The sequence below is a fragment of the Methylosinus sp. is20ea genome (assembly GCF_059718135.1).
This window is the reverse complement of sequence record NZ_AP046088.1, coordinates 406,568-432,328: the sequence shown is the minus strand read 5'-3', so window position 1 is coordinate 432,328 and position 25,761 is coordinate 406,568. Positions and strand designations below refer to the sequence as shown.

20 protein-coding genes are annotated in these 25,761 nt (G+C 66.4%); 11 read left to right on the top strand and 9 right to left on the bottom strand.

All coding sequences use genetic code 11. The features are described 5' to 3' along the window. Positions 1–59: 59 nt before the first annotated feature. On the top strand, positions 60–1,094 hold the full coding sequence (locus tag AC6IY7_RS02115) for a phosphatase PAP2 family protein (protein WP_497781364.1): 1,035 nt from the start codon (positions 60–62) through the stop codon (positions 1,092–1,094). Here AC6IY7_RS02115 and AC6IY7_RS02110 read toward each other — a convergent pair. The 3 genes from AC6IY7_RS02110 to recF all read right to left on the bottom strand — a co-directional run bounded on the left by AC6IY7_RS02110 (position 1,019) and on the right by recF (position 4,185). Continuing rightward, the gene (locus AC6IY7_RS02110; protein ID WP_497781363.1) at positions 1,019–1,657 is read right to left on the bottom strand and encodes an SGNH/GDSL hydrolase family protein; all 639 of its coding nucleotides are present in this window, start codon (positions 1,655–1,657) and stop codon (positions 1,019–1,021) included. The two genes, AC6IY7_RS02115 and AC6IY7_RS02110, sit on opposite strands and share 76 nt — an antisense overlap. A 128-nt stretch (positions 1,658–1,785) precedes the next feature. Then, positions 1,786–2,889, bottom strand: a complete 1,104-nt coding sequence (locus AC6IY7_RS02105) for an OpgC family protein (protein WP_497782762.1) — start codon at positions 2,887–2,889, stop codon at positions 1,786–1,788. 135 nt (positions 2,890–3,024) lie between these two features. Beyond that, positions 3,025–4,185: a DNA replication/repair protein RecF gene (recF, locus tag AC6IY7_RS02100; RefSeq protein WP_497781362.1), complete on the bottom strand. Its 1,161-nt coding sequence runs from the start codon at positions 4,183–4,185 to the stop codon at positions 3,025–3,027. 213 nt (positions 4,186–4,398) lie between these two features. On the opposite strand from recF, the gene AC6IY7_RS02095 reads away from it, so the two are divergent. Both AC6IY7_RS02095 and AC6IY7_RS02090 read left to right on the top strand, forming a co-directional pair. Continuing rightward, positions 4,399–4,713: a type II toxin-antitoxin system RelE/ParE family toxin gene (locus AC6IY7_RS02095; protein ID WP_497781361.1), complete on the top strand. Its 315-nt coding sequence runs from the start codon at positions 4,399–4,401 to the stop codon at positions 4,711–4,713. Further along, complete coding sequence (locus AC6IY7_RS02090) at positions 4,713–5,033, top strand: HigA family addiction module antitoxin (RefSeq protein WP_497781360.1); 321 nt, start codon at positions 4,713–4,715, stop codon at positions 5,031–5,033. The genes AC6IY7_RS02095 and AC6IY7_RS02090 overlap by 1 nt, the downstream gene beginning before the upstream one ends. Positions 5,034–5,143: 110 nt before the next feature. On the opposite strand, the gene AC6IY7_RS02085 is transcribed toward AC6IY7_RS02090, so the two are convergent. Further along, entirely contained in the window at positions 5,144–5,554 is a 411-nt protein-coding gene (locus AC6IY7_RS02085) for a hypothetical protein (protein WP_497781359.1), read from the bottom strand. A gap of 178 nt (positions 5,555–5,732) precedes the next feature. Between AC6IY7_RS02085 and coaBC the strand changes: the two genes are divergently transcribed. From coaBC to dnaA, 6 genes are all read left to right on the top strand, one after another. Then, positions 5,733–7,013, top strand: coding sequence for a bifunctional phosphopantothenoylcysteine decarboxylase/phosphopantothenate--cysteine ligase CoaBC (coaBC, locus tag AC6IY7_RS02080; RefSeq protein ID WP_497781358.1), 1,281 nt, complete (start codon positions 5,733–5,735; stop codon positions 7,011–7,013). A gap of 13 nt (positions 7,014–7,026) precedes the next feature. After that, complete coding sequence (gene dut, locus AC6IY7_RS02075) at positions 7,027–7,512, top strand: dUTP diphosphatase (protein ID WP_497781357.1); 486 nt, start codon at positions 7,027–7,029, stop codon at positions 7,510–7,512. Then, complete coding sequence (locus tag AC6IY7_RS02070; RefSeq protein ID WP_497781356.1) at positions 7,509–7,955, top strand: RrF2 family transcriptional regulator; 447 nt, start codon at positions 7,509–7,511, stop codon at positions 7,953–7,955. Before dut ends, AC6IY7_RS02070 begins: the two co-directional genes overlap by 4 nt. Before the next feature lie 77 nt (positions 7,956–8,032). After that, entirely contained in the window at positions 8,033–8,806 is a 774-nt protein-coding gene (locus tag AC6IY7_RS02065) for an enoyl-CoA hydratase (RefSeq protein WP_497781355.1), read from the top strand. 160 nt (positions 8,807–8,966) lie between these two features. Further along, entirely contained in the window at positions 8,967–9,233 is a 267-nt protein-coding gene (gene rpsT / locus AC6IY7_RS02060) for a 30S ribosomal protein S20 (RefSeq protein ID WP_331937779.1), read from the top strand. Positions 9,234–10,159: 926 nt separating this feature from the next. Next, positions 10,160–11,641 carry a chromosomal replication initiator protein DnaA gene (gene dnaA / locus AC6IY7_RS02055; RefSeq protein ID WP_497781354.1) on the top strand — a complete coding sequence of 494 codons (1,482 nt, stop codon included), beginning with the start codon at positions 10,160–10,162 and terminating at the stop codon, positions 11,639–11,641. A gap of 19 nt (positions 11,642–11,660) precedes the next feature. On the opposite strand, the gene AC6IY7_RS02050 is transcribed toward dnaA, so the two are convergent. From AC6IY7_RS02050 to trxA, 5 genes are all read right to left on the bottom strand, one after another. Then, positions 11,661–13,694, bottom strand: coding sequence for an O-linked N-acetylglucosamine transferase, SPINDLY family protein (locus AC6IY7_RS02050; protein WP_497781353.1), 2,034 nt, complete (start codon positions 13,692–13,694; stop codon positions 11,661–11,663). A gap of 97 nt (positions 13,695–13,791) precedes the next feature. After that, complete coding sequence (locus AC6IY7_RS02045) at positions 13,792–21,249, bottom strand: hypothetical protein (protein WP_497781352.1); 7,458 nt, start codon at positions 21,247–21,249, stop codon at positions 13,792–13,794. A 385-nt stretch (positions 21,250–21,634) separates the two neighbouring features. Further along, a complete protein-coding gene (modC, locus tag AC6IY7_RS02040; RefSeq protein ID WP_497781351.1) occupies positions 21,635–22,774 on the bottom strand; it encodes a molybdenum ABC transporter ATP-binding protein in 1,140 nt (379 codons plus the stop codon). Next, a complete protein-coding gene (modB, locus tag AC6IY7_RS02035) occupies positions 22,771–23,490 on the bottom strand; it encodes a molybdate ABC transporter permease subunit (protein ID WP_497781350.1) in 720 nt (239 codons plus the stop codon). The genes modC and modB overlap by 4 nt, the downstream gene beginning before the upstream one ends. A 40-nt stretch (positions 23,491–23,530) precedes the next feature. Further along, entirely contained in the window at positions 23,531–23,857 is a 327-nt protein-coding gene (gene trxA, locus AC6IY7_RS02030; protein WP_196409123.1) for a thioredoxin, read from the bottom strand. 425 nt (positions 23,858–24,282) lie between these two features. Here trxA and AC6IY7_RS02025 point away from each other — a divergent pair, with 425 nt between their 5' ends. Next, positions 24,283–25,023: an ABC transporter permease gene (locus tag AC6IY7_RS02025; RefSeq protein WP_497781349.1), complete on the top strand. Its 741-nt coding sequence runs from the start codon at positions 24,283–24,285 to the stop codon at positions 25,021–25,023. Beyond that, complete coding sequence (locus AC6IY7_RS02020; protein ID WP_497781348.1) at positions 25,013–25,753, top strand: ABC transporter ATP-binding protein; 741 nt, start codon at positions 25,013–25,015, stop codon at positions 25,751–25,753. Before AC6IY7_RS02025 ends, AC6IY7_RS02020 begins: the two co-directional genes overlap by 11 nt. The last annotated feature ends 8 nt before the right edge of the window (positions 25,754–25,761 follow it).

Sequence of the window (25,761 nt, the reverse complement as noted above, 5' to 3'; positions counted from 1 at the left end):
ACGTTGTCGTCGTGCCTGGCGGCGCGTCCCCAAATCATTGCTATGCGCGAGTTTCGAGCATGTATTCGACGTCTCCATGCACGTCTCGTCACCTCTCCCGCCGATTTTACGATCTTTGTCTCGATCACCTGCGATCGCGTTTCGTCGCTGTTCCCTCCGCCGCCGCGCGGCTCACCTTCGCAATGGTGGCGAGCGCCTATCTCGGCGAGAAAGCGACGGGGTTGACGCTGCCTTCGTTCCCAGACCCGAGCCCTTTTCTTTTGGCGGTCGTCGCGCTGGACCTCTATTGTCGCTTCGCTTCGCCGAGCTTCGTCTCGCGCGTCGCGCCGATATTCGTCTATTCGCTGATCTATCTCGTGGCGACGTCTTTCGCGGGCATTTTCGCGAGCTATGCGACGCAGCGTCTCGCCATGCCGCTGCAGGACGAGCTGTTTCTCTCGCTCGATCGATGGCTCGGCGTCGATTGGCTCGCCTTCGTTCATTATGTCGATGATCGCCCATTGCTGGCGAAGTGGCTGGTGGAAGCCTATGCGACCATGGCGGCGCAGATCATCGCGCCGGTAATTCTGCTCGTCGCGTTCGAGCGCATCGGCGAATTGCGGATCTATCTCCTCGCATTCGCGATCGCGCTCACGGCGACGATCGTGATCGCCGCCTTTTTGCCGGCCTCGAGCGCCGTCACGCTCGTCGACGACTCTTCGTTTCACGCGCTTCACTTCGGCGGACGGACGCCGCTCGATCATCTCGCGCGGCTGCGTGAGGCCGGACCGCTGAACCTCGAGAACAGCACGATCGGCGGGCTTTTGAGCTTTCCTTCGTTTCACGCCGTGGTCGGCGCGCTGACGCCATTGTGCCTGCGCTCGGTCAGGCCGGCCTTTTATTTCTTGTGCGTCGTCGACGCCGCTCTGCTGGCGGGCACGGTGACGGAAGGCGGACATTATGCCGTGGACCCGATCGGCGGAGTCGCGGTCGCCTATCTGTCCTATCGGCTCGCGCGGCGCATAGAGGAACGACGGAGTCAATTTGCGCTCGGGCGGCGCTTGGCGAACACGCCGACGATCACCGCGCGCGCGATATGCTCGGCCATGCATTGATAGCCGAGATCGTTGAGGTGGAAATTGTCGCGCGCCATCATCTGAAGATTGGCGTGGTTCTGCGCGATGAAGCGCATCGCGTCATAGCGGCGCACATAGGCGACATTCTCCGCTGTCGCGACGCGCTGCAGCACGTTGCGTATCGCGAAATATTCCTCGTCGCGCGAGAAGCGCGAGCTGTATTGCAGGCCGACGAGAACGACGTCGATCTCATTGGCCTTGAGCCAACGGATCGTCGAGCGCACCGTATTCTCGAATTCGTCCGGCGCGACGCGCACCAATGCGTCATTGGTGCCGAGCTGCCACAGCAGCAGGTCGGGCTTCTCGCGCGTCACCTCGCTCTTGATGCGCTCGGCGGTGACGGCGGCGACCTCGCCCGAGACGCCGCGATTGGCGATGATGACGTCGACGCCCTTCATCGCGCCCTCGAGAATGGCCTCGAGCTGGGCCGGATAGCTCTTGGCTTCCGAAGAGGCGCCGACGCCCGAGGTCGAGGAGGAGCCGATGGCGAGAATGCGCGCCGTTTTGCGCTCGCGCAGCGCTTTGGCGAAATGCGGCAGCATGGCGGGCGCGGCGATATCGCCGGCCGGCGCCTCGCAGGCCGGGCTGAGCGGAGGCGGCGCCTCCGGCGGCGCGGATTCCTGAGCTGCGGACGCCTGAGCGAAAGCGAGCGACGCCGTGAGGGCCAGCGCTAAGCCGCAGGCTCTTTCGACGTTTTTGCCCGCAGCCTTTCGCGCCATTCCGAAGCCCATGCGGCCGCTCCCATCACACCGAGCCCGAACATAACGATAAAAGCGTCGCTTACAACATCTCCGCCATAGGCGAAGCGGAACACCTGTCCGGCGAGGCTCAGCAGAGAGCCGGCGCAGAAGACATTGAGCGAATTGCGGCCGAGAAGCGAAAGAAAATCGCCGAGGCGCGGCAGCGCCCGCGCGATCGCGCCGAAAGAGCCCGCGAAGACGGCGACGAGGGCCAGACTGTGCAAGAGCCGGGCCGGCGAGAGAAAGGTTTTGTCGAAGACGAAGAACAGCTTTGGCTCGGGCAGAGCGATCGGCGAGGGGTCGAAATCGGTCCGCGCCGCGACGACGCCGAGCAGCACGATGGGCAGAGCCGCCCACCAGAGTTGTTTCCTGTAGCGCCGGGCGAGGCCGCCGATCCCGTCCTCGCCGGCGAGCAGAAAGCCGAGGACGAAGATGAGCTGCCAGGCGAGCGGATCGAAGAACCAGGCGCCTTCGATCGGCCATGTCGGGAGATTCACGCCAAAAGCCAGCGCAAAGGCCCAGATGGCGAGCGAGGCCGGAAGCAAGATCGCGCGCGTGTGGCGATAGGCGAGCGCGATCAGCGGCGAGACGAGCATCAGCGCCACATAGAGCGGCAGAATGTCGAAATAGCCGAGCTGAAAGGTCAGCGCGACGAGGCCGAGATGGGCGCGCACGGGATCGCTGAAAATGGCCGAGGCGTTGTTCCAGTCGAGCAGGAATGGCGCGTCGAGCAGCAGAGAGGCGCCCGCCAGAAGAGCGATCGCCAATTGCGCGATCACCAGCTGGGCGAGATAGACCGTGAAGGCGCGGCCCTCGAGGCGCAGGATCAGATAGCGCGCCGACAGCGGCTTGGCCGGCCCGTCGACGAGCTTGCGCAGCGCCCAGCCGGCGAGAAAGACGAACAGCTCCGCCGAATCGGAGATCGAGACATTGCGGAAGGTGAAGCGCTCGAAGACGATGCCGGGAATATGGTTGATGAAGATCGTGACGAGAGCGAAGCCGCGCCAGAAATCGATTTCGTTCGGCTGCCGCATGCGCTCTTCGATCGTTGGCGTCTTCATTGCCGCCGCTCGCCCTTCGGGCCCCGGCGCGGCCTTTTCAGGGCCTCGAATTCGGCCTTTTTTAGGACCGCCGCCGATAGCGTCCAGTGAGCCTCGTTCCAGCGAGCTTTATGCCGCGCGCTCGACGCGTCCCGGGACGACGCGCAAAAGCTGCGCGCGGCCGGCGAGCGAGGCGAACACCGCCGAGTCGGCGCCCGTCATCCATACTTGCCCGCCGATGCGCGCGAGCTCGGCATAGAGCGCCTCGCGCCGCAGCGGATCGAAATGGGCCGCGACCTCGTCGAGCAGCAGCAGCGGCGCGCGTCCCGTGGTGGCCGCGACGAGGCGGGCGTGGGCGAGCACGAGGCCGGTCAGCAGCGCCTTTTGCTCGCCGGTGGAGCAGGCGCGCGCCGCCTCGTCCTTGGGGCCGTGGCGCACGGAAAGATCGCTCGCCTGCGGCCCCTCCAGCGTGCGGCCGGCGGCGGCGTCGCGCCGGCGCGAGGCGGCGAGCCGCGCGCGATATTGGTCTTCGACACGCAGCGCGGGTTCCTCGCCGAGCATGCGCTCGAGCTCGCCCTCGATCGTGACCTCGGCGAAGGGAAAGGGCGAGCTGTCGTCGCGCTCGCGCGCGATGAGGGCGCGCAGCCGCAGCACGGTCTCGCCGCGCGCGGCGGCGACGGCGACGCCGAGGGCGGCGATCTCGCGTTCCGCCGCATCGAGCCAGCGCGCGTCGGGCGCATCATCGGCGAGCAGGCGGTTGCGATTGCGCAGCGCCCGCTCGAGCTTTGCCGCGCGGGCCCCGTGCTCGGCGTCGAGGCTGAGCGCCAGCCGATCCAGAAACCGCCGCCGATCGCCGGCCGGGCCGGCGAACAGCCCGTCCATGGCGGGCGTGAGCCACAGCGGACGCAGATGATCGGCGAAAGCGCGGGCGGAGGAGACCGGCGCGCGATCGATGCGAAAGCGCCGTATCGCGCCCTGATCGCCGCGCGCCGGCTCGAGCCCATGGCCGAGCTGCGTCGTGACGCCGTCGGCGAAAAGCTCGATGGAGACGGCGAAGCCGCCGGCGCCCTGGCGGCGGGCGCAATCGGCGAGCTCGGCGCCGCGCAGGCCTCTGCCGGCCGAGAACAGCGACAGCGCCTCGAGAATATTGGTCTTGCCGGCGCCGTTCTCGCCAGAGAGCGCGACGAGCGGCGCCTCGATCGCGCAATCGAGCGCGGCGTAGGAGCGATAGTCGGCGAGCTGCAGCCGCCGCGCCATGGGGGCGAGAATCGGGGGATCGCTCGGCGTCATGCCGCACGCTTTGCCACGGGCGCGCGCGAAGGGCCAGAGTGAGGGGAGTTTTCGCGGGGGCGGCAGGGGCGGGCGCTTGTGCTCGACCAAGACCTGCTTTCTGTCGAGCTCGACCCGAATTACAAGAAATCTATGCAAAGTCCGAAGCGGCTTATTTTTCGTTGCTATTTGTGCAAAAGCGCGTGCGGAATTAGCCCAGAAAAGGCTTGCAACATGTACGGTTATACCGTACGCTGCACGCAGATGAATCTTCGCACCATCAAACACCGAGGCCTGAAGCGCTTCATCGAGACTGACGACCCGAGGGAGTTGCGCCCCGATCTGGTCAACCGAACGCGCAATATCCTCACCGCGCTTATCGCCGCGACAAATATGGACGGTGTGCAAGGCCCACCGGGTTGGCGGATACATCAGCTTTCCGGAGACAGGGCCGGGACGTGGAGCATTTCCGTTTCTGGCAACTGGCGCATCACCTTCGAACTCGATGGCGGCGAAATCATAAACCTCGACTTGGAGGATTATCATTAATGACCGACAGAGCTGTGACCATAGGCATGAGGCCGCCGCACCCCGGCGTTTTCATCCGCGAGGAAGTCCTCGAGCCACTCGACCTTTCGATCGCGCAGGCCGCCGATGTGTTGGGAGTGCGCCGCGCCACGCTGTCCGACCTCGTGAACGGCAATTCGGCCTTGTCGCCTGAAATGGCGCTACGGATCGAGAAGGCTTTCGGTATGAGCATGGAAACACTGTTGAGGATGCAGGCGTGGTTCGACGCCTGCGCCATGCGCGACCGTTCCGACCAGATCATCGTGAAGCGGTTTGTCCCGGACAGCCCTGCGCAGGGCTGAAGAATGCTGGATGATTCACGGCTATGCGCGGGTTTCGACGGGCGGCAAAGGCCGGGCCGGCCTCTCGATGCGTCACGAGCCGAAGCCCAACCGCCCCATCACCCGCCCGCTCACGCCCGCCCATAAACCTCCGCGCCGGCGAGCAGGCGCAGGCGGAAGCTGTCGGCGTCGAAGCCGGCCTCGCCGTCGGCCGCCTCGACGAGCGGCTCGGCGGCGGCGGCCTTCAACAGATCGGGGTGGACGAGATTGGCGCCGAGCTCGCCGCCGGGGCTCGTCCAGCCGCGCAGCGCGTCGGCGCTCTGCAGCCGTAACAGGGCCGTGACGCGCAGGTCTATGGCGACGGCGATGACGTCCGCCGTCTCGGCGAGCCCGCGGCGCTCCAGCAGCTCGAACAGGCGGGCGGAGCGCGAGCCGGAAGCCCAGCGCTCCTCGGCGGGAAGCGAGCGCAGCATTTCCAGCACCTCGCCGAGAAGATCGGCCGAGATCGGAATACGATTCACTCTGTCGAGATAGTCCGACATCCCCTTTCCTCGCCCTTTCCTCGCGCGCGGGCGCCGACGAATATAGACCAAGGCGTCGCGAACGGATACGGCTTTGCCGCCGTCCGGCCGGAATACGGGTCGTCGCCGCGGGCGCCCGTTCCGGGCCGGCGCGAAAAAGAGTATTCTGTCGCCCCTTCCTCGCCAGCGGAGCCGTCGCGTGGTCTTTTCCGATCCGCAGAGCCTTTCAGGCAAGCCTATTCTGCCGGGCAAGCGCATTCTGCTCGTCGTCGGCGGCGGCGTCGCCGCCTATAAGGCGCTCGATCTGGTTCGCCGGCTGCGCGAGCGCGGGGCCGGCGTGCGCGCGGTCCTCACCGCCGCCGCCGCGCGCTTCGTCACGCCGCTCTCCTTCGCGAGCCTCACCGGCGAGCGCGTCTATGAGGATCTGTTCTCGCTCGGCGATGAGCAGGAGATGGGCCATATTCGCCTGTCGCGCGAGGCCGATCTCGTCGTGGTCGCGCCGGCGACGGCGCATCTTCTGGCGCGCATGGCGCAGGGGCTCGCCGACGATCTGGCGACGACCCTTCTGCTCGCCACCGACAAGCGGACTTTGCTGGCGCCGGCCATGAATTTGCGCATGTGGCTGCATCCGGCGACGCAGCGCAATGTCGCGACGCTGCGCGGCGACGGCGCGCTGTTCGTCGGACCCGACGAAGGCGAGATGGCCTGCGGAGAATTCGGCCCCGGACGCATGGCCGAGCCGCTCGCGATCGTCGCCGCCATAGAGGCGGCGCTGCGGGAAAATACGCTTTTGCCGCTCCCCTTCGCCGCGCAGGGGCCGCTCGCCGGGCGCCATGTGCTCGTCACTTCCGGGCCGACGCGCGAGCCGATCGATCCGGCGCGTTTTCTCTCCAACCGCTCCTCCGGCAAGCAGGGCCACGCCCTAGCGGCGGCGGCGGCGCGCGCTGGAGCGCGGGTCACTCTGGTCAGCGGCCCGGTCGAGATCGCCGATCCGCCGGGCGTCGCGACGCGCCATGTCGAGACGGCGCAGCAAATGCTCGCGGCGGTCGAGGCGGCGCTTCCCGCCGATATTTTCATCGCCGCCGCCGCCGTCGCCGATTGGCGCGTCGAGCCCTCCGCGGACAAGATCAAGAAAGGCGCCTCGCGCGCGCCTCCGATGCTCGTTCTGCGCGAGAATCCGGATATTCTCGCCAGCATCGCGCAGCGTCGCGACGGGCGGCCGGCGCTGGTCGTCGGTTTCGCCGCGGAGACGCGCGACATGCTCGCTCATGCGCAGGAAAAGCTCGCGCGCAAAGGCTGCGATCTCATCGTCGCCAATGATGTGGGCGCAGCGGCCGGCGTGTTCGGCGCCGACAGCAACGAGGTTCATCTCGTCTCGCGCGCGGGCGTCCAATCCTGGCCGCGGCTGGACAAATCCGAGGTGGCGACGCGGCTCCTCGCCTATCTTTGCGAAAAGCTCGCCGCCGGAGAGACGCCGTGATGGAGACGCCGTGATGAAGATCGCCATCCGCCGCCTTCCGCATGGCGAAGGCCTCGCTCTGCCCGCCTACGCCAGCGAAGGCGCCGCCGGCCTCGACCTTTGCGCGGCGATCGCGCCGGGCGGCAAGCTGGTGCTCGAGCCTGGCGCGCGCGATCTCGTGCCGACGGGGCTCTCCATTGCATTGCCGCCGGGGTTCGAGGCGCAGGTGCGGCCGCGCTCCGGCCTCGCGCTCGAATTCGGCGTGAGCGTGCTCAACGCGCCCGGCACGATCGACAGCGATTATCGCGGCGAGGTGAAGGTTCTGCTGGTCAATTTCGGCACGCATCCTTTCGAGATCTCGCGCGGCATGCGCATCGCGCAACTCGTGGTGGCGCGCTATGAGCGCGTCGAGCTCGTCGAGGCCGCCGAGGCGCTGACGGAGACCGCGCGCGGGCAGGGCGGCTTCGGCTCGACAGGGGTGGGCGAGGGCGGCGCGGCGAGCGAGGGCCGCGTGGAATGAGCCTGTTGCCGCGTCCTGCGCGCCTCGCCGTGCTGGCGGCGCTCGACATCGCTCTGCATGGCCGTTCGCGGCCGGTGTCGTCGCGGGCGCTGGCGGCGCGTCACGATCTGCCGCCGCGGCATCTCGAGAGCATGCTGCAGGCCCTGGTGCGCGCCGGCATTCTCAAAAGCGTGCGCGGTCCCGCCGGCGGCTATGAGCTGGCGCGTGAGCGGCGCCGCCTCAATGTCGGCGAGATCGTGCGCGTCGCTCTGCGCGCGGAGGAGGGGGCGATAGACGGGGAGGGGCCGCGGCTGCTGACGCTCGCGGTCGATCCCATATTCGCCGACGCCGAGCGCCAGGCGCTCGCCAAGCTCGATAAGATCACCTTGGACGATCTGCATGGGCAGGCGGTCGCCGCCGGCCTCGGCGAGATCGAGACGAATGAAGGCGACTTCGAGATTTGACGCGCGCTTTGGCAGGGGTCCTGCATGGCCCACGCCGCCTTCGCGCGCCGAATGATCGAGGAAACAGGAGGCCTGCCTTGGATTACGAGACGATCAAGATCGAAACGCACGGACGCGTCGCGCTGCTGCGGCTCGACCGTCCCCGCGCGCTCAATGCGCTGAACGCCCGTTTGATCGGCGAGGTCGCCGACGCATTGACGCATTTCGAGGCGGACCCGGGAATCGGCTGCGTGGTGCTGACCGGCTCCGCCGAAGCTTTCGCCGCCGGCGCCGATATCAAGGAGCTGCGCGACAAGACCGTCGCCGAGGCCTATCTCGACGATTTCCTGTCGCGCTGGGACGGCGTGGCGCGCGCGCGCAAGCCGGTCATCGCCGCCGTCGCCGGCTATGCGCTCGGCGGCGGCTGCGAGCTCGCCATGATGTGCGACTTCATCCTGGCCGCGGATACCGCCAAATTCGGCCAGCCGGAGATCAAGCTGGGCGTCATTCCGGGCTCCGGCGGCACGCAGCGTCTGGTGCGCTCCATCGGCAAATCCAAGGCGATGGAGCTCGTCCTGACCGGACGGCTGATGGGCGCGGAGGAGGCCGAGCGCTGCGGCCTCGTCGCGCGCGTGCTGCCGGCGGAGCGGCTGCTCGAAGAGGCGTTGAAAACCGCGCAGACGATCGCGGCGCTGTCCCTGCCGGCGGTGCTGATGGCCAAGGAGGCGGTCGAGCGCGCCTATGAGACGCCTCTCTCGGAAGGCGTGCGTTTTGAGCGCAGATTGTTCTATTCCCTGTTCGCGACGCATGACCAGAAAGAGGGCATGACCGCCTTCATCGAGAAGCGTCCGCCGCATTTCGAGCATCGCTGAGCCGGAGCGCTCCGGCCGCATTCGCGCCGCTCGGGCGGGGCATTGACGAAACGGCGTCGGCGCGCGTATAAGGCCCTCGAACTGGCCGCGATTTCGCGGCCGCTTTGCTTTTCTGGGCGGCGACCCCGCCCGCCTCGCCTCGACCGTCGAAGGAACAAAGATGGCCAACACCAGCTCGGCCAAGAAGGCCGTCCGCAAGATCGCCCGGCGCACGGCCGTCAACCGCGCGCGTCGCAGCCTGCTGCGCACGCAGGTGCGCAAGGTCGAGGAGGCGATCGCGAGCGGCGACGCCGCGACGGCCGCCGCCGTGCTCAAGAGCGTCGCGCCGGTCGTCATGCGCGCAGTGCAGCACGGCGTCATTCACAAGAATACCGCATCGCGAAAGGTCTCTCGTCTGACCGCTCGCGTGAAGGCGCTGTCGGCCTGATCTTTTCTTACGCAAACAGCGTGTTTCGAAAGCCCGGCTCCGCCGGGCTTTTTTGCGTTCTGCGTAATTCTTCGACCACGCGGGAAAACCGACTCCGCTAGTCCCCGTAGTGTGAGATTTTTTTTCACACGCTTTTCTTGTGCGCAGCGTATATGGTTTAAAAACAGTTAATTGCCTTATAGGCTCGTTGCGCCGCCAACGCTCGGTGGGCTTGACACGCACTCTTCGCCACGGCGCGCGCCGCGGCGATGCGACGATCGTCCCGCGGCGCCCTCGTCGGCGATAGATTTTTCTGAGCGGGGAATCATGACTTTATCCGGGCGATGAGCGAGAGTGCGGCGACGTTGCGGCGTCGATCTGGGCATTCTGCGGCTCGACGATCGTTGCGTGCGCAAAAGCGGGCGTGTAGGTTCGGAATGTGGCGTGGCGTTGCGGAGCGGCGTCGCTCAGGCGGTGAGTAAAAGCATGTAGGCCTTCGGCTGACACCTTCTCTGCGAGAGATTGCCTGACGCGTTCGACGAACGCGTCGACCACACCGTGAATGCGTCGACCACATCGAGAATGCATCGGCTAAAATTCCCGCTGGGTGCGTTTCTGTCTGCGTATCTTCAGATCCGATTGTTAGGACCGCGACGAGCATTCGCTCATCGCGGATGTAGGGGTGATGTGATGGCTTTTGGGCGGCGAGCCGACACGAGAACGAGCGACGACGAAGCGCAGCGCTACGGCGCGCGCCGTCGCAGTCGAAAGGATGGGAGAAATCCGTTCGACTTCAGCGAATGTTCCGTGGGCCCCCCGAGCAGGCTGTAAGCGTCCTCGAAGCGTCGATCGCGCATATCGATCGAAACCGACCGATTCATCCGTTTCACTGTGACGACGCTGTCGAGGCGGCGCGCCTCTACTCGTCTTCAGCGCGAAAGAAAGCCATGTCCGAAATTAGCGATGACCAGTCGAAATCCAGCGAATTGTCGGCCGAGGACCGGCAAAAATGGGAGCGCGTGCGGGGGCGTTTGCGCGCCGAGCTCGGCGAGGCGGTCTATAATTCCTGGTTCGCGCGACTGGAGCTCGAGGGCGCGAAGGACGGCGCCGCATTGCTGACAGTGCCGACCAAATTCTTGAAGAGCTGGATTCAGTCTCATTACGCGGATCGCATCCGCACGCGGCTCTGCGCCGAATTCTCTTCGCTCGAGCAAATCGTCATCGACGTGCGCTCGCCGACCCGCCGCTCGCGTCCGCGCGACACGGAAGCCGCCGCCGGCGCCGCGGCCGAAAAGGCGCAGTCGCCCGCCGCCGCCGTCGAGCGCATAGAGGCTCAGCCCGCCAAGGCGCCGATGCGGGTCGCCGCGCGCGGCGACGCGGAATCTTTCGGCGGCTCGCCGCTCGATCGCCGTCTTTCTTTTTCGACCTTTCTCGTCGGACCCTCGAACCAGCTCGCCTATGCGGCCGCCTGTCGCGTCGCCGACGCCCGCCCCGGCGAGCATCCTTTGTTCAATCCGCTCTACACTCACGCCGCGGTCGGGCTCGGCAAGACGCATCTGCTGCAGGCGGTGGCGCGCTCGGCCAATGACAATCGGCGCCGCGTGCTCTATCTGACCGCCGAGAAATTCATGAGCGGCTTCGTCTCGGCGCTGTCGCAGCAAAACTCGATCGCCTTCAAGGAGCGGCTGCGCAACATCGACGTGCTGATCATCGACGATGTGCAATTTCTGCAGGGAAAGTCGATCCAGCAGGAGTTCTGCCACACGCTGAACTCGCTCATCGACGCCGGCAAGCAGGTCGTCGTCGCCGCCGATCGTCCGCCCTCCGATCTCGAGACCCTCGACGAGCGCGTGCTCTCGCGCTTCAAGGGCGGGCTCTGTGTCGACATCGGCCCGCTCGACGAAGAGCTGCGCATGAAGATTTTGGAGGCGCGCATCGCCGCAGCGCAGGAGGCGCAGCCCAATTTCCATGTGCCGCCGGCGGTCATGTCCTATATCGCCAAGACGATCGTGACCAATGGCCGCGATCTCGAAGGCGCGGTCAATCGTCTGCTCGCCCATTCGACTCTGAACGGCGCGCCGCTCTGTGTGGAGACGGCCGAGAACGCCATTCGAGATCTCGTGCGCAGCGCCGAGCCCAAGCGCGTCAAGATCGACGACATTCAAAAGCTCGTCGCCAGCCACTATAATATCTCGCGCGCCGATATTCTCTCCTCGCGCCGCACCGCCAATGTCGTGCGCCCGCGACAGATCGCCATGTATCTGTCCAAGGTGCTGACGTTGCGCTCGCTGCCGGAGATCGGCCGCCGCTTCGGCGGGCGCGATCATACGACCGTGCTGCACGCCGTGCGCAAGGTCGAGGATCTCGCCTCCAAGGACAAGAGCCTGTCCGAGGTCATCGAGCTCTTGAAGCGAATGCTCGCCGAATGAGAAGCGCATGGCCGCGCGCTCAGCGCGGCCGCCACATGCGCGTGTCGGGCTCGATCGGATAGGCGGCGTCCCAATCCGCGAGCTTGCGCTCATAGAGCGCGCGATAATCGTCGTCGCTCAGAAGCTCTATTTTCTCGAGATCGAGATCGAGCCCGATCTCGTGATAGATGTCGAGATTGCGCAGATCCGGCCGCGGCAGCTCGCCTCTCTCGTAGTCGCTCCACATGTTGCGATAGAGCGTCTCCAGCTCGCCGACGAGACGCGGCGTGTCGAACAAGAGCGATGTGTCGCGCGCCTTCGCGAGCTTGTCGCGGACGCCGGCGAGCTTGCGCCGGTCTTTGCCGAGCTCGATCGCGAGCGCGATATAATCCTCGGCCGAGGCGCAGGCGAGCTCGCCGACGCCGGCCGCGCGCACCAGGCTCGCGCAGACGCGCGAGGCGAAGCTGCGGCCGGGGAAGGTCACGATCGGCACGCCCATCCACAGCGAGTCGGCGGCCGTCGTATGGGCGCCATAGGGGAAATTGTCGAGGAAGAGATCGGCGAGCGCATAGCGCGCCAAATGCTGTGGATTGGCCATTTTATCGGCGAAGACGATGCGCTCCGGCGCGACGCCGCGCGCCTTCGCCTCCGCCCGCACGCGGTCGTTGGTCTGTTCCGTCCCGGTCAGGAGCCACAGCACGCTGCCCGGAACCGCCGTCAATATGCGCACCCAGCGGTCGAAGGTCAGAGCGGTGAGCTTCTGCATGCCGTTGAGCGAGCAATAGACGAAAGCGTCTTCCGGCAGTCTCGCCTCGGCGCGCGTCGGGCTTGTCGGAGCGACGACGCGCTTGCGGTCATTGGGCTGGTAGCAGGGCAGACGCAGCACTTTCTCGGAGTAATAGATCTCCGATCCCTCCGGAATGATCACCGGATCGGCGACGATGTAATGATGATAGGGGCTGCCCATCGTGCCGGGAAAGCCGAACCAATTGACGATGATCGGCGCCGGCCGCAGCGAGAACACCTTGGTGCGCGCGTCTTTGGTGTAGCCGTTGAGATCGACGAGAATATCGATCTCGTCGTCGGCGATTTTGCGCGCGGCGGTCTCGTCGTTCATTCCATTGATGTCGGTCCAGCGATCGACGGCGGCGACGATGCGCTCGCGCGTCGGATCATTGCGCGCGATGCCGCAATAATAGGCGTGGATCTCGAAATGCGCGCGATCATGCGACTCGAGCACATCCGTCATGGCGAAGCCGACCGCATGCTCGCGCAGATCGGAGGACACATAGCCGATGCGCAGCTTTGTTTTGGCGGGCGTTCGCTTGGGCTCCGCCGGGAGCAGGCGGCGCTCGGGCCGGCCGATGGCGCGCTTCTCGTAATGATGCGCCTTGGCGAGCTGGAACATCGGATCGTCGGAATGATTGGCGAGCGACAGCGACGATATGCCATTGGCGAGATCGATGCGGCTCACGCGTTCCGAGGGCAGCGCCACGGGCCATTTGCATTGCCGCTGGCGCAGCGCGATCCAATGCTGGACCACCTCCTGCCGCTTGGGGTCGATCTCGAGAATCTGCCGCAGCGCGTCTTCGGCCGCCTCGTCCTTGTTGAGGCTCTCGAGCACGCGCCCGGTCTGCTGCAGCGCGCTCAGTCTGTGAGCGACCGCATCGCCATTGATGGCGGCGGTCCGCTCGACCAGCGCCATCCATTGCGTGACCGCCGCGCCGATCTGGCCCGAATCCTCGAGCAGCCGACCGAGATTGATATAGGGCGGCTGGAAATCCGGCTGGATGCGGATCGCCTCGCGCAGCGCGTTGATCGCGCCGGGGCGGTCGCCCGTCTCGGACAGCGCGGTCGCATAGTTGAAATAGGCCGCATAGACGACCGGGTCGTCGGCGTTGAAGGCGATCCAATGCTTATAGAGCTCGGCCGCCCGCCGATCGAGCCCCGCCGCTTTGAGCTGCGCTGCGGCGGTGAACAGATCGGCGATGGTCAGCTTGCGCGAGAAGGATTTTTCGATCGCGCTTTTGAATAGCGCGAGGGCGGACTCCGATTCGTTCGGCTGCGTGGGCATGTCGACGTCCATTCGAGAGGGCGGCGCCCGAGCGATCCCGCCCGAAGCGCCGTTGCGGACGCGTGACGAAGGTCACCGCGTCTCGCGCCCCCCGCCGTCAGCCGATGAGAGACACGAGCGCGATAGCTTGATCCACGGACATTGCCTGAATCTGGGTTGTCGTGAAGGCGTTGCCCTGGGTCGTGGACAAAGCGGCGATATCCGTCGTCGTTATGCCGGCGATCGCCGTCGTCGTGAGCGCCGGAATGCCCGTCGTGCTGGTCAGAGAGGTGAAATTGGTCGTGCTCAGCGCGGTGAGCTGCGTCCTGGTGAGGCCGGCGACCTGCGTGCCGCTCAGGCCGTCGATCTCGGTCGTGGTCAGCGAGTTGATCGCCGTCGCCGAGAGCGCTCCGACCTGCGCCGAGGTCAGCGCCCCGACCTGGGTCGAAGTGAGATTGCCGACCGCGGTCGAGTCCAGTCCGCCGATCTGGCTGGTCGAGAAGTCGCCGGCGTCGATCGCATCCAGATAGCTCGCCGAGAGCCCGTCCAGCTGGGTGGCGGTGAGGCCGCGCACCTGGGTCGAGGTGAGGTCAGTGACTTGCGTGGTGGAGAGATTGGCGAAGGCGGTGGTGGTGAGCTTGCCGATCTGGGTGGCGGTGAGGCCGGCGAGCTGAGTGGAGGAGAAGGCCTGCACCTCGGTCGAGGTCAGCGCGCCGAAGGCGGTGGCGGAGAGCGATCCGATCTGGGTGGAGGAGAGACCGCCGACCTGTGTGGTGGAGAGATCGCCGACCGTGGCGGCGCCGAAGGCGGCGATCTGCGAGGTCGAGAAATCCGCGGCGTCGACAGCGTCGAGATAGGAGGCGGCGAGACCGCCGATCTGCGTGGCGGTGAGGCCGCGCACCTGGGTCGAGGTCAGATCGGTGACTTGCGTGGTGGAGAGATTGGCGAAGGCGGTGGTGGTGAGCTTGCCGATCTGGGTGGCTGTGAGGCCGGCGAGCTGAGTGGAGGAGAAGGCCTGCACCTCGGTCGAGGTCAGCGCGCCGAAGGCGGTGGCGGAGAGCGATCCGATCTGCGTCGAGGTGAGATTGCCGACCTGGGTGGTGGAGAGATCGCCGACCGTCGCCGCGCCGAAGGCGGCGATCTGCGAGGTCGAGAAGTCCGCCGCGTCGACGGCGTCGAGATAGGAGGCGGTGAGGCCGCCGATCTGCGTGGCGGTGAGGCCGCGCACCTGGGTCGAGGTGAGGTCAGTGACCTGAGTGGTGGAGAGATTGGCGAAGGCGGTGGTGGTGAGCTTGCCGATCTGGGTGGCGGTGAGGCCGGCGAGCTGGGTGGAGGAGAAGGCCTGCACCTCGGTCGAGGTCAGCGCGCCGAAGGCGGTGGCGGAGAGCGATCCGATCTGCGTGGAGGTGAGACCGCCGACCTGAGTGGTGGAGAGATCGCCGACCGTCGCCGCGCCGAAAGCGGCGATCTGCGAGGTCGAGAAGTCCGCCGCATCGACGGCGTCGAGATAGGAGGCGGTAAGGCCGCCGATCTGCGTGGCGGTGAGGCCGCGCACCTGGGTGGAGGTCAGGTCAGTGACCTGAGTGGTGGAGAGATTAGAGAAGGCGGTGGTGGTGAGCTTGCCGATCTGGGTGGCGGTGAGGCCGGCGAGCTGGGTGGAGGAGAAGGCCTGCACCTCGGTCGAGGTCAGCGCGCCGAATGCTGTGGCGGAGAGCGATCCGATCTGCGTCGAGGAGAGACCGCCGACCTGTGTGGTGGAGAGATCGCCGACCGTGGCGGCGCCGAAGGCGGCGATCTGCGAGGTCGAGAAGTCCGCCGCATCGACGGCGTCGAGATAGGAGGCGGCGAGCCCGCCGATCTGCGTGGCGGTGAGGCCGCGCACCTGGGTCGAGGTCAGGTCGGTGACTTGTGTGGTGGAGAGATTGGCGAAGGCCGTCGTCGTCAGCTTGCCGATCTGGGTGGCGGTGAGGCCGGCGAGCTGGGTGGAGGAGAAGGCCTGCACCTCGGTCGAGGTCAGCGCGCCGAATGCGGTGGCGGAGAGCGATCCGATCTGTGTCGAGGAGAGACCGCCGACCTGAGTGGTGGAGAGATCGCCGACCGTCGCCGCGCCGAAAGCGGCGATCTGCGAGGTCGAGAAGTCCGCCGCATCGACGGCGTCGAGATAGGAGGCGGCGAGCCCGCCGATCTGCGTGGCGGTGAGGCCGCGCACCTGGGTGGAGGTCAGGTCGGTGACTTGCGTGGTGGAGAGATTGGCGAAGGCGGTGGTGGTGAGCTTGCCGATCTGGGTGGCGGTGAGGCCGGCGAGCTGGGTGGAGGAGAAGGCCTGCACCTCGGTCGAGGTCAGCGCGCCGAAGGCGGTGGCGGAGAGCGATCCGATCTGCGTCGAGGAGAGACCGCCGACCTGAGTGGTGGAGAGATCGCCGACCGTCGCCGCGCCGAAGGCGGCGATCTGCGAGGTCGAGAAGTCCGCCGCGTCGACGGCGTCGAGATAGGAGGCGGCGAGCCCGCCGATCTGCGTGGCGGTGAGGCCGCGCACCTGGGTGGAGGTCAGGTCAGTGACTTGCGTGGTGGAGAGATTGGCGAAGGCGGTGGTGGTGAGCTTGCCGATCTGGGTGGCGGTGAGGCCGGCGAGCTGGGTGGAGGAGAAGGCCTGCACCTCGGTCGAGGTCAGCGCGCCGAAGGCGGTGGCGGAGAGCGATCCGATCTGTGTCGAGGTGAGATTGCCGACCTGATTGGTGGAGAGATCGCCGACCGTGGCGGCGCCGAAGGCGGCGATCTGCGAGGTCGAGAAGTCCGCGGCGTCGACGGCGTCGAGATAGGAGGCGGTAAGCCCGCCGATCTGCGTGGCGGTGAGGCCGCGCACCTGGGTGGAGGTCAGGTCAGTGACTTGCGTGGTGGAGAGATTAGAGAAGGCGGTGGTGGTGAGCTTGCCGATCTGGGTGGCGGTGAGGCCGGCGAGCTGAGTGGAGGAGAAGGCCTGCACCTCGGTCGAGGTCAGCGCGCCGAAGGCGGTGGCGGAGAGCGATCCGATCTGTGTCGAGGTGAGATTGCCGACCTGGGTGGTGGAGAGATCGCCGACCGTCGCCGCGCCGAAGGCGGCGATCTGCGAGGTCGAGAAGTCCGCCGCGTCGACGGCGTCGAGATAGGAGGCGGTGAGGCCGCCGATCTGCGTGGCGGTGAGGCCGCGCACCTGGGTGGAGGTCAGGTCAGTGACTTGCGTGGTGGAGAGATTAGAGAAGGCGGTGGTGGTGAGCTTGCCGATCTGGGTGGCGGTGAGGCCGGCGAGCTGAGTGGAGGAGAAGGCCTGCACCTCGGTCGAGGTCAGCGCGCCGAAGGCGGTGGCGGAGAGCGATCCGATCTGTGTCGAGGTGAGATTGCCGACCTGGGTGGTGGAGAGATCGCCGACCGTGGCGGCGCCGAAGGCGGCGATCTGCGAGGTCGAGAAGTCCGCCGCGTCGACGGCGTCGAGATAGGAGGCGGTAAGCCCGCCGATCTGCGTGGCGGTGAGGCCGCGCACCTGGGTGGAGGTCAGGTCAGTGACTTGCGTGGTGGAGAGATTAGAGAAGGCGGTGGTGGTGAGCTTGCCGATCTGGGTGGCGGTGAGGCCGGCGAGCTGAGTGGAGGAGAAGGCCTGCACCTCGGTCGAGGTCAGCGCGCCGAAGGCGGTGGCGGAGAGCGATCCGATCTGTGTCGAGGTGAGATTGCCGACCTGGGTGGTGGAGAGATCGCCGACCGTGGCGGCGCCGAAGGCGGCGATCTGCGAGGTCGAGAAGTCCGCCGCGTCGACGGCGTCGAGATAGGAGGCGGTAAGCCCGCCGATCTGCGTGGCGGTGAGGCCGCGCACCTGGGTGGAGGTCAGGTCAGTGACTTGCGTGGTGGAGAGATTAGAGAAGGCGGTGGTGGTGAGCTTGCCGATCTGGGTGGCGGTGAGGCCGGCGAGCTGAGTGGAGGAGAAGGCCTGCACCTCGGTCGAGGTCAGCGCGCCGAAGGCGGTGGCGGAGAGCGATCCGATCTGTGTCGAGGTGAGATTGCCGACCTGGGTGGTGGAGAGATCGCCGACCGTGGCGGCGCCGAAGGCGGCGATCTGCGAGGTCGAGAAGTCCGCGGCGTCGACGGCGTCGAGATAGGAGGCGGTAAGCCCGCCGATCTGCGTGGCGGTGAGGCCGCGCACCTGGGTGGAGGTCAGGTCAGTGACTTGCGTGGTGGAGAGATTAGAGAAGGCGGTGGTGGTGAGCTTGCCGATCTGGGTGGCGGTGAGGCCGGCGAGCTGAGTGGAGGAGAAGGCCTGCACCTCGGTCGAGGTCAGCGCGCCGAAGGCGGTGGCGGAGAGCGATCCGATCTGTGTCGAGGTGAGATTGCCGACCTGGGTGGTGGAGAGATCGCCGACCGTGGCGGCGCCGAAGGCGGCGATCTGCGAGGTCGAGAAGTCCGCGGCGTCGACGGCGTCGAGATAGGAGGCGGTAAGCCCGCCGATCTGCGTGGCGGTGAGGCCGCGCACCTGGGTGGAGGTCAGGTCAGTGACTTGCGTGGTGGAGAGATTAGAGAAGGCGGTGGTGGTGAGCTTGCCGATCTGGGTGGCGGTGAGGCCGGCGAGCTGAGTGGAGGAGAAGGCCTGCACCTCGGTCGAGGTCAGCGCGCCGAAGGCGGTGGCGGAGAGCGATCCGATCTGCGTGGAGGTGAGACCGCCGACCTGGGTGGTGGAGAGATCGCCGACCGTCGCCGCGCCGAAAGCGGCGATCTGCGAGGTCGAGAAGTCCGCCGCATCGACGGCGTCGAGATAGGAGGCGGTAAGGCCGCCGATCTGCGTGGCGGTGAGGCCGCGCACCTGGGTAGAGGTCAGGTCAGTGACTTGCGTGGTGGAGAGATTAGAGAAGGCGGTGGTGGTGAGCTTGCCGATCTGGGTGGCGGTGAGGCCGGCGAGCTGAGTGGAGGAGAAGGCCTGCACCTCGGTCGAGGTCAGCGCGCCGAAGGCGGTGGCGGAGAGCGATCCGATCTGGGTGGAGGAGAGACCGCCGACCTGTGTGGTGGAGAGATCGCCGACCGTCGCGGCGCCGAAAGCGGCGATCTGCGAGGTCGAGAAATCCGCCGCGTCGACGGCGTCGAGATAGGAGGCGGCGAGGCCGCCGATCTGCGTGGCGGTGAGGCCGCGCACCTGGGTCGAGGTCAGATCGGTGACTTGCGTGGTGGAGAGATTGGCGAAGGCGGTGGTGGTCAGCTTGCCGATCTGTGTGGCGGTGAGGCCGGCGAGCTGGGTGGAGGAGAAGGCCTGCACCTCGGTCGAGGTCAGCGCGCCGAAGGCGGTGGCGGAGAGCGATCCGATCTGGGTGGAGGAGAGACCGCCGACCTGTGTGGTGGAGAGATCGCCGACCGTCGCGGCGCCGAAGGCGGCGATCTGCGAGGTCGAGAAATCCGCCGCGTCGACGGCGTCGAGATAGGAGGCGGTAAGGCCGCCGATCTGCGTGGCGGTGAGGCCGCGCACCTGGGTCGAGGTCAGATCGGTGACCTGTGTGGTGGAGAGATTGGCGAAGGCGGTGGTGGTGAGCTTGCCGATCTGCGTGGCGGTGAGGCCGGCGAGCTGGGTGGAGGAGAAGGCCTGCACCTCGGTCGAGGTCAGCGCGCCGAAGCCGGCAGTGGAGAGGGCGCCGACTTGGCTTGAGGACAGGGAGGCTACCTGCGTCGTGGTGAGATTGCCGACCGTAGTGGCGTCGAGCGCGGCGATCTGGCTCGTGGTGAAGTCAGCTGCGTTGATAGCGTTGAGGTATGGGGTGGTGAGTGACGGGAATGCGGAGAACGCCGAGAGCTGGGTGGCGGTGATGCCGTGCACCTGCGTCGAGGTGAGATTGGCGACCTGGGTCGTCGAGAAGTTGGGGATGGTTGTGATGGGGAACTTGCCGATCTGGGTGGCGGTCAATCCGGCAAGCTGAGTGGAGGAGAAGGCCTGCACCTCGGTGGAGGTCAGGGCGCCGAATGCGGTGGCGGAGAGCGATCCGATCTGGGTCGAGGTGAGATTGCCGACCTGGGTGGTGGAGAGATCACCGATCGTCGCCGCGCCGAAGGCTGCGATTTGCGAGGTCGAGAAGTCTGCGGCGTCGACGGCGTCGAGATAGGAGGCGGTAAGGCCGCCGATCTGCGTGGCGGTGAGGCCGCGCACCTGGGTCGAGGTCAGGTCAGTGACTTGCGTGGTGGAGAGATTAGAGAAGGCAGTGGTGGTGAGCTTGCCGATCTGGGTGGCGGTGAGGCCGGCGAGCTGGGTGGAGGAGAAGGCCTGCACCTCGGTCGAGGTCAGCGCGCCGAATGCTGTGGCGGAGAGCGATCCGATCTGGGTGGAGGTGAGATTGCCGACCTGAGTGGTGGAGAGATCGCCGACCGTCGCCGCGCCGAAAGCGGCGATCTGCGAGGTCGAGAAATCCGCCGCATCGACGGCGTCGAGATAGGAGGCGGCGAGGCCGCCGATCTGCGTGGCGGTGAGGCCACGCACCTGGGTCGAGGTGAGATCGGTGACCTGAGTGGTGGAGAGATTGGCGAAGGCCGTCGTCGTCAGCTTGCCGATCTGGGTGGCGGTAAGGCCGGCGAGCTGGGTGGAGGAGAAGGCCTGCACTTCGGTGGAGGTCAGCGCGCCGAAGGCGGTGGCGGAGAGCGATCCGATCTGCGTGGAGGTGAGATTGCCGACCTGAGTGGTGGAGAGGTCGCCGACCGTCGCGGCGCCGAAAGCGGCGATCTGCGAGGTCGAGAAGTCCGCCGCATCGACGGCGTCGAGATAGGAGGCGGCGAGGCCGCCGATCTGCGTGGCGGTGAGGCCGCGCACCTGGGTCGAGGTCAGATCGGTGACTTGCGTGGTGGAGAGATTGGCGAAGGCGGTGGTGGTCAGCTTGCCGATCTGGGTGGCGGTGAGGCCGGCGAGCTGGGTGGTGTTCCACGCCTGGACTTCCGTCGACGAGAGGCCGGCGAAAGCGGTGGCCGACAGGGCGGAGATTTGCGCGGAGGTGAGGCCTTCCGCTTGAGTGGTGGAGAGATTGCCGGCGGCGGCGGCGTCGAGGCCGGCAATCTGGGAGGTGGTCAGATTGGCGAGATTGACGGCGATGAGATCGTTGGTGCTCAGCGCATTGAGCTGCGAGGTGGTGAGCCCGCGCACCTGCGTCTGGCTCAGCGAGGAGATTTGCGTCGTCGACAGATTGCTGATCGCCGAGGTGGTGAGCTTGCCGATCTGAGTGGCGCTGAGCGCGCCGAGCTGTGTGCCGTCCCAGCCTTGCAACTCGGTCGAGGTGAGCGCGCCGATCTGCGAGGAGGTGAGCGCGGCGACCTGTGTGGCCGTGAATTCGTCGGCCTGGGTGGTGGTCAGATTGCCGATTTGCGCGAGCGAGAGGCCGGCGATGGCGTTGGCCGAGAGCGCCGCGATCTGCGTCTGCGCCAGATATTGGAGATCGGTCGAGTTGAGGACGTTGAGCTGCGTCGATTTGAGCGCGGCCGCCTGCGTGGTGCTCAGCGCGGCGATGTCCGTCGTCGATAGATTCGATATGATCGTGGTGGTGAGCCCGGCAACCTGAGTGGCGGTGAGAGAGGTGAAGATCGAGGTCATCGGGCGCTCCGCTTCCAATGAAGCTGTTTACGAAGAAACGAAAGAGTGACGGCGTTACGGTTTTCTGCTCGAGCGCAGGGGCTCGGGCGGCATCGGGCGTGAGCGGGAGACGCAGCGAGGACGCGCGAGCGATCGCTCCGACGCGAGCGGCCGGAGGCTGTGTCTTCGTCACATAGGTTCGGGAGAACACCGTCGCGCCAGGCCGAGACCTCCGGCGGAGCCCTGTGAGCCGCGCGGGCTCGAGGGTCCTGTGCCGGGCCGGCGACGGACAGATCATCTGTCCTGTTCGGCGCGAATGCGAGGCGATCCAACATCGGAGGCTTCGCGGATCTGACAGTCGCACGCAGGTCTTAACAAACATCTAAATGAAAGAGCTAACAAAAACTTAGCTTGTGGGCGCGTCAGACGGGCGTTGCGCGCGCGCCGAAGGTCGAGCGCCCGCGCCGAGCTCCCTCTCGTCGAGCGCGACGGATTTCACCAGCGCGAAAATCTCGGCGCCCGTGGTCAGATTCATCTCGGCGACCGACAGCCGCGTCGCCGCCGACACGAGCCGGCCGCCGCCTTTCAGCTCGATCTGCACGAAGGCGAGCGGACTTGCGTCCTCGTCTATGGCGACGATGCGCCCTTCGAGCACGGTGCGGATGCTGATGTCCTGCGGCCTGCGCCGCGCCAGCGCGACATCGGTGGCGTTGATGAGCGCGCGCACTCGCCGGTCGCCATTCGTGACATGGGCGGCGATGACGATCTCGCCCGCCGGATGCTCGAGCCGCGTCACGCCATAGCGCGGATCGAAGGCGCCGACCTGCGCCTCCAGCGCGCTGACGAGCGCGAAGCGGCCGCCTTCGATGAGCCGGCTCGCGGCGGCGAGCGTCTCCGACGGGAGGCCCAGCGCGACGATGCGGCCGCGATCGAGCGAGATCACCTCGTCGGCGAGACGCAATATCTCGTCCGCGGCGTGCGAGACCAGCAGGATCGGAATGGAGAATTCGTCGCGCAGCCGCTCGATCAGCGTCATGATCTCCTGGCGCCGGTCGTAGTCGAGCGAGGCCATGGGCTCGTCCATCACCAAGAGGCGCGGCGAGCACAGCAGCGCGCGGGCGAGGCCGACGCGCTGGCGCTCGCCGCCCGAGAGAGATCCGGAGCGGCGGCGCAACAGATGCGCGACGCCGAGCGTCTCGACGACGGCGTCGAAGGGCACGCGGCGCTCCGCCTTCGGCGTGAAGAAGCGGCCGAACAATATGTTCGTTTTCACGTCGAGATGAGGAAACAGCAGCGCGTCCTGGAACACGAGGCCGATTCGCCGCTTCTCCGGCGGAACGAACAGATGTTGCGCCGTATCGACGAGCGGCGCGCCATTCACCACGATATGGCCCTCGTCCGGCGCGACGAGGCCGGCGACGAGATGGGCGAGCGTCGTCTTGCCGGAGCCGGAGGGCCCATGCAGCGCGAGGATGCGCGCCTTCGAGGCGAAGGCTGCGACGAGGGTGAAATCGCCGCGCCGCAAAGTAACGTCGACGCCGATCATTTGCCGGCTCTCGTCGCGTCGGCGCGCTTTTGCAATATTTCCGAGACGACCAGCGCGGTCACGGCGATCGCCGTCGATACGGCCGCCAGCCGCAGCGCGTCGGCGTCGCCGTCCGGCGTCTGGGTGAGGCTGTAGATGGCGGAGGGAATCGTCTGCGTCTCGCCGGGGATGTTGGAGACGAAGGTGATCGTCGCGCCGAACTCGCCGAGCGCCTTGGCGAAACCGAGAATCGCTCCGACGATGAGGCCGGGCGCGGCCAGAGGCAGCGTCACCAGGAAAAAGGTCCAGAGCGGATTGGCGCCCAGCGAGCGGGAGGCCAGAGCGAGGCGCTCGTCTATGCTCTCGAAGGAGAGGCGAATGGGGCGAATCATCAGCGGAAAGCTCATGACTGCGGCGGCCAGCGCCGCGCCGGTCCAGCGGAAGGCGAAGACGATGCCGAAATAGTCCGCGAGGAAGGAGCCGAGCGGCGTCTTGCGGCCGAGCAGCAGCAGCAGAGCGAAGCCGGTGACGACCGGCGGCATGACCAGCGGCAGATGAATGAGAGCGTTCAGCGCCGCATGGCCGGGAAAGCGCCAGCGCGCCAGCGCATAGGCGACGAAGACGGCGAGCGGCAGAGAAACGACGGTCGCCGTCCCCGCCACTTTCAGGCTGAGGGCGATCGCCGTCAGCTCCTGCGGGGAGAAGTCGAGCGAAGGCGCAAGATCCGAGAGTATCATTCCCTTGGGCTTACGCCTTCGCTCGCGTTACGTCGAGCGTTTATATAGCGGCGTTGATCCAGCGCAGCAATTCGCCTTTGGGCGCGGCGCCCACCTTCTGCGAGGCGGCCTTGCCGTCCTTGAAGATGATGAGGGTCGGAATGGAGCGAATCCCCAGCATGCCGGCGACATTGGGGTTCTCGTCGACGTTGAGCTTGACGATCTTGAGCTTGTCCTTGAGCTCGGTGGCGATTTCCTCGAGCGCCGGCGCGATGGTGCGGCAGGGGCCGCACCATTCGGCCCAGAAATCCACGACGACCGGCTGGTCGGATTTCAGAACCTCGGCCTCGAAGCTCGCATCGGAGACTTTGACGGTCACGGCAGACATGGCTTTCCTTTCGAATTGAAACATTTTTCGAAAGAGTAGGAACCGCGCGGCGCCGCGTCAAGCCGAGGCCGGCCCCGCGCAGGCGATCGGGTGAAGGCCAACAATCCTCCCCCTCATGCTGAGGAGGCTCCGTAGGAGCCGTCTCGAAGCACGAGGGGGAGCTCCAGATGGCCGCGCATGAAGGTTTCCTCGTCCTTCGAGACGCCGCTTCGCGGCTCCTCAGGATGAAGAAACCTTCACCCGATCGCCCTGGGCCCCGCCGGACGGCGCCCGACCGTTGACAGGGGCGGCGCCGAACTGGTCTATGCGGCTGCGCCGCCGCATTCGATCCAAGGAGGTTCGGCCTGTCGCTCGCTCAACTGCCGCTCGTCGCCTATGCCGCCCCCTTCGAGCGGGCCTGGCACCATAGGGAGCTCATACGCGCCGTGGTGCGGCGGGAGCTCACCTCCAGATTCCGCGGCTCGGTCCTCGGGCCGCTGTGGGCGGTGCTCGCCCCGCTGATCATGCTGCTGACCTATACTGTCTTGTTTTCCATGACGGTTCCGCAATTGTCGGCGGGCATGAGCACGACCGATTACGCCTCCGGCGTGTTCCTTGGGCTCATCGTCTTCAATTTGTTCAGCGAGCTCGCCTATCGCGCGCCGGGCCTGCTGCACGAGCATGTGACCTTCGTGAAGAAGTCGATCTTCCCCAGCGAGACGATCGCCTGGGTGGCGACGATTCGGGCTTTCGTCTATGGCGGCATCAGCCTCGGCGTCTATATCGTCCTGCGCCTGCTGACGGCCGGCGAGCTGCCCATGACAATTCTCTTCGCACCGCTGCTGATCCTGCCCTTCGCCTGCTTCATGCTGGGCGTCGTCTGGTTCCTGATGGCGCTCGGCGCCTTCACCCGTGATGTGGCGCATATCATGGTGTCGGTCGTGCCGGTGCTGATGTTCGCGACGCCGATCTTCTATCGCCTCGATCAGATGCCGCCGCATATCTCCATCTGGCTGCGCCTCAATCTCGTCGGCGACTATATAGAGATGCTGCGCGGGGCGGCGCTCGACGGGGTGCTGCCCAATCCTATCGCCTATGTCGCGCTGGTGGCCATTTCCTACGGGATATTCCTGTTCGGCTACCAATTCTTCATGCGCTACAAATCGGTCATCGTCGATGTCATCTGACCCCATCATCCGCTGCGACGGCGTCGGCAAGGCGTTCCAGCTCTATCTGCACCGCAACGACCAGTTGAAGCAGGTGCTGTTTGGCCTGTGGAAGAAATTCTACCAGGAGCATTGGGTGCTCCATAATGTCGGCTTCGAGGTCGCCAAGGGCGAGAAAGTCGGCATCATCGGCCGCAATGGCGCGGGCAAGACGACGCTGCTGCAGATTCTCTGCGGCATCACGCGGCCGACGCGCGGCGCCTTCGAGGTGAAAGGCCGCATCGCGCCAATTCTCGCGCTGGGCTCGGGCTTCGACGGTCTGCTGACCGGGCGCGAGAACGCCATGATCGGCGGCGCCATCCTCGGCCTGAAGCGCAAAGAGGTGGAGAAGCGCCTGCCGGCGATCGCCGCTTTCGCCGATATCGGCCCCTTCTTCGATCAGCCCATGCGGCTCTATTCCAGCGGCATGGTGGCGCGCGTCGCCTTCGCCATTTGCGCCAACGCCGACGCCGATATTCTCATCGTCGACGAGGCGCTGTCGGTCGGAGACGAGGTGTTCCAGGCCAAATGCGAGGCCTTCATCGCCGATTTCGCCAAGACCGGGACCATATTGATGGTCTCGCATGATCTCGGCTTCCTCTCCAATCTCTGCGATCGGGTGATCTGGATCGACGAGGGCGCGGTGCGCGAGACCGGCGCGCCGGAGGTGGTCATCCCCCATTATCGCGAGGTCGTGCTCGCGGCCGCCTGATTTGCGCG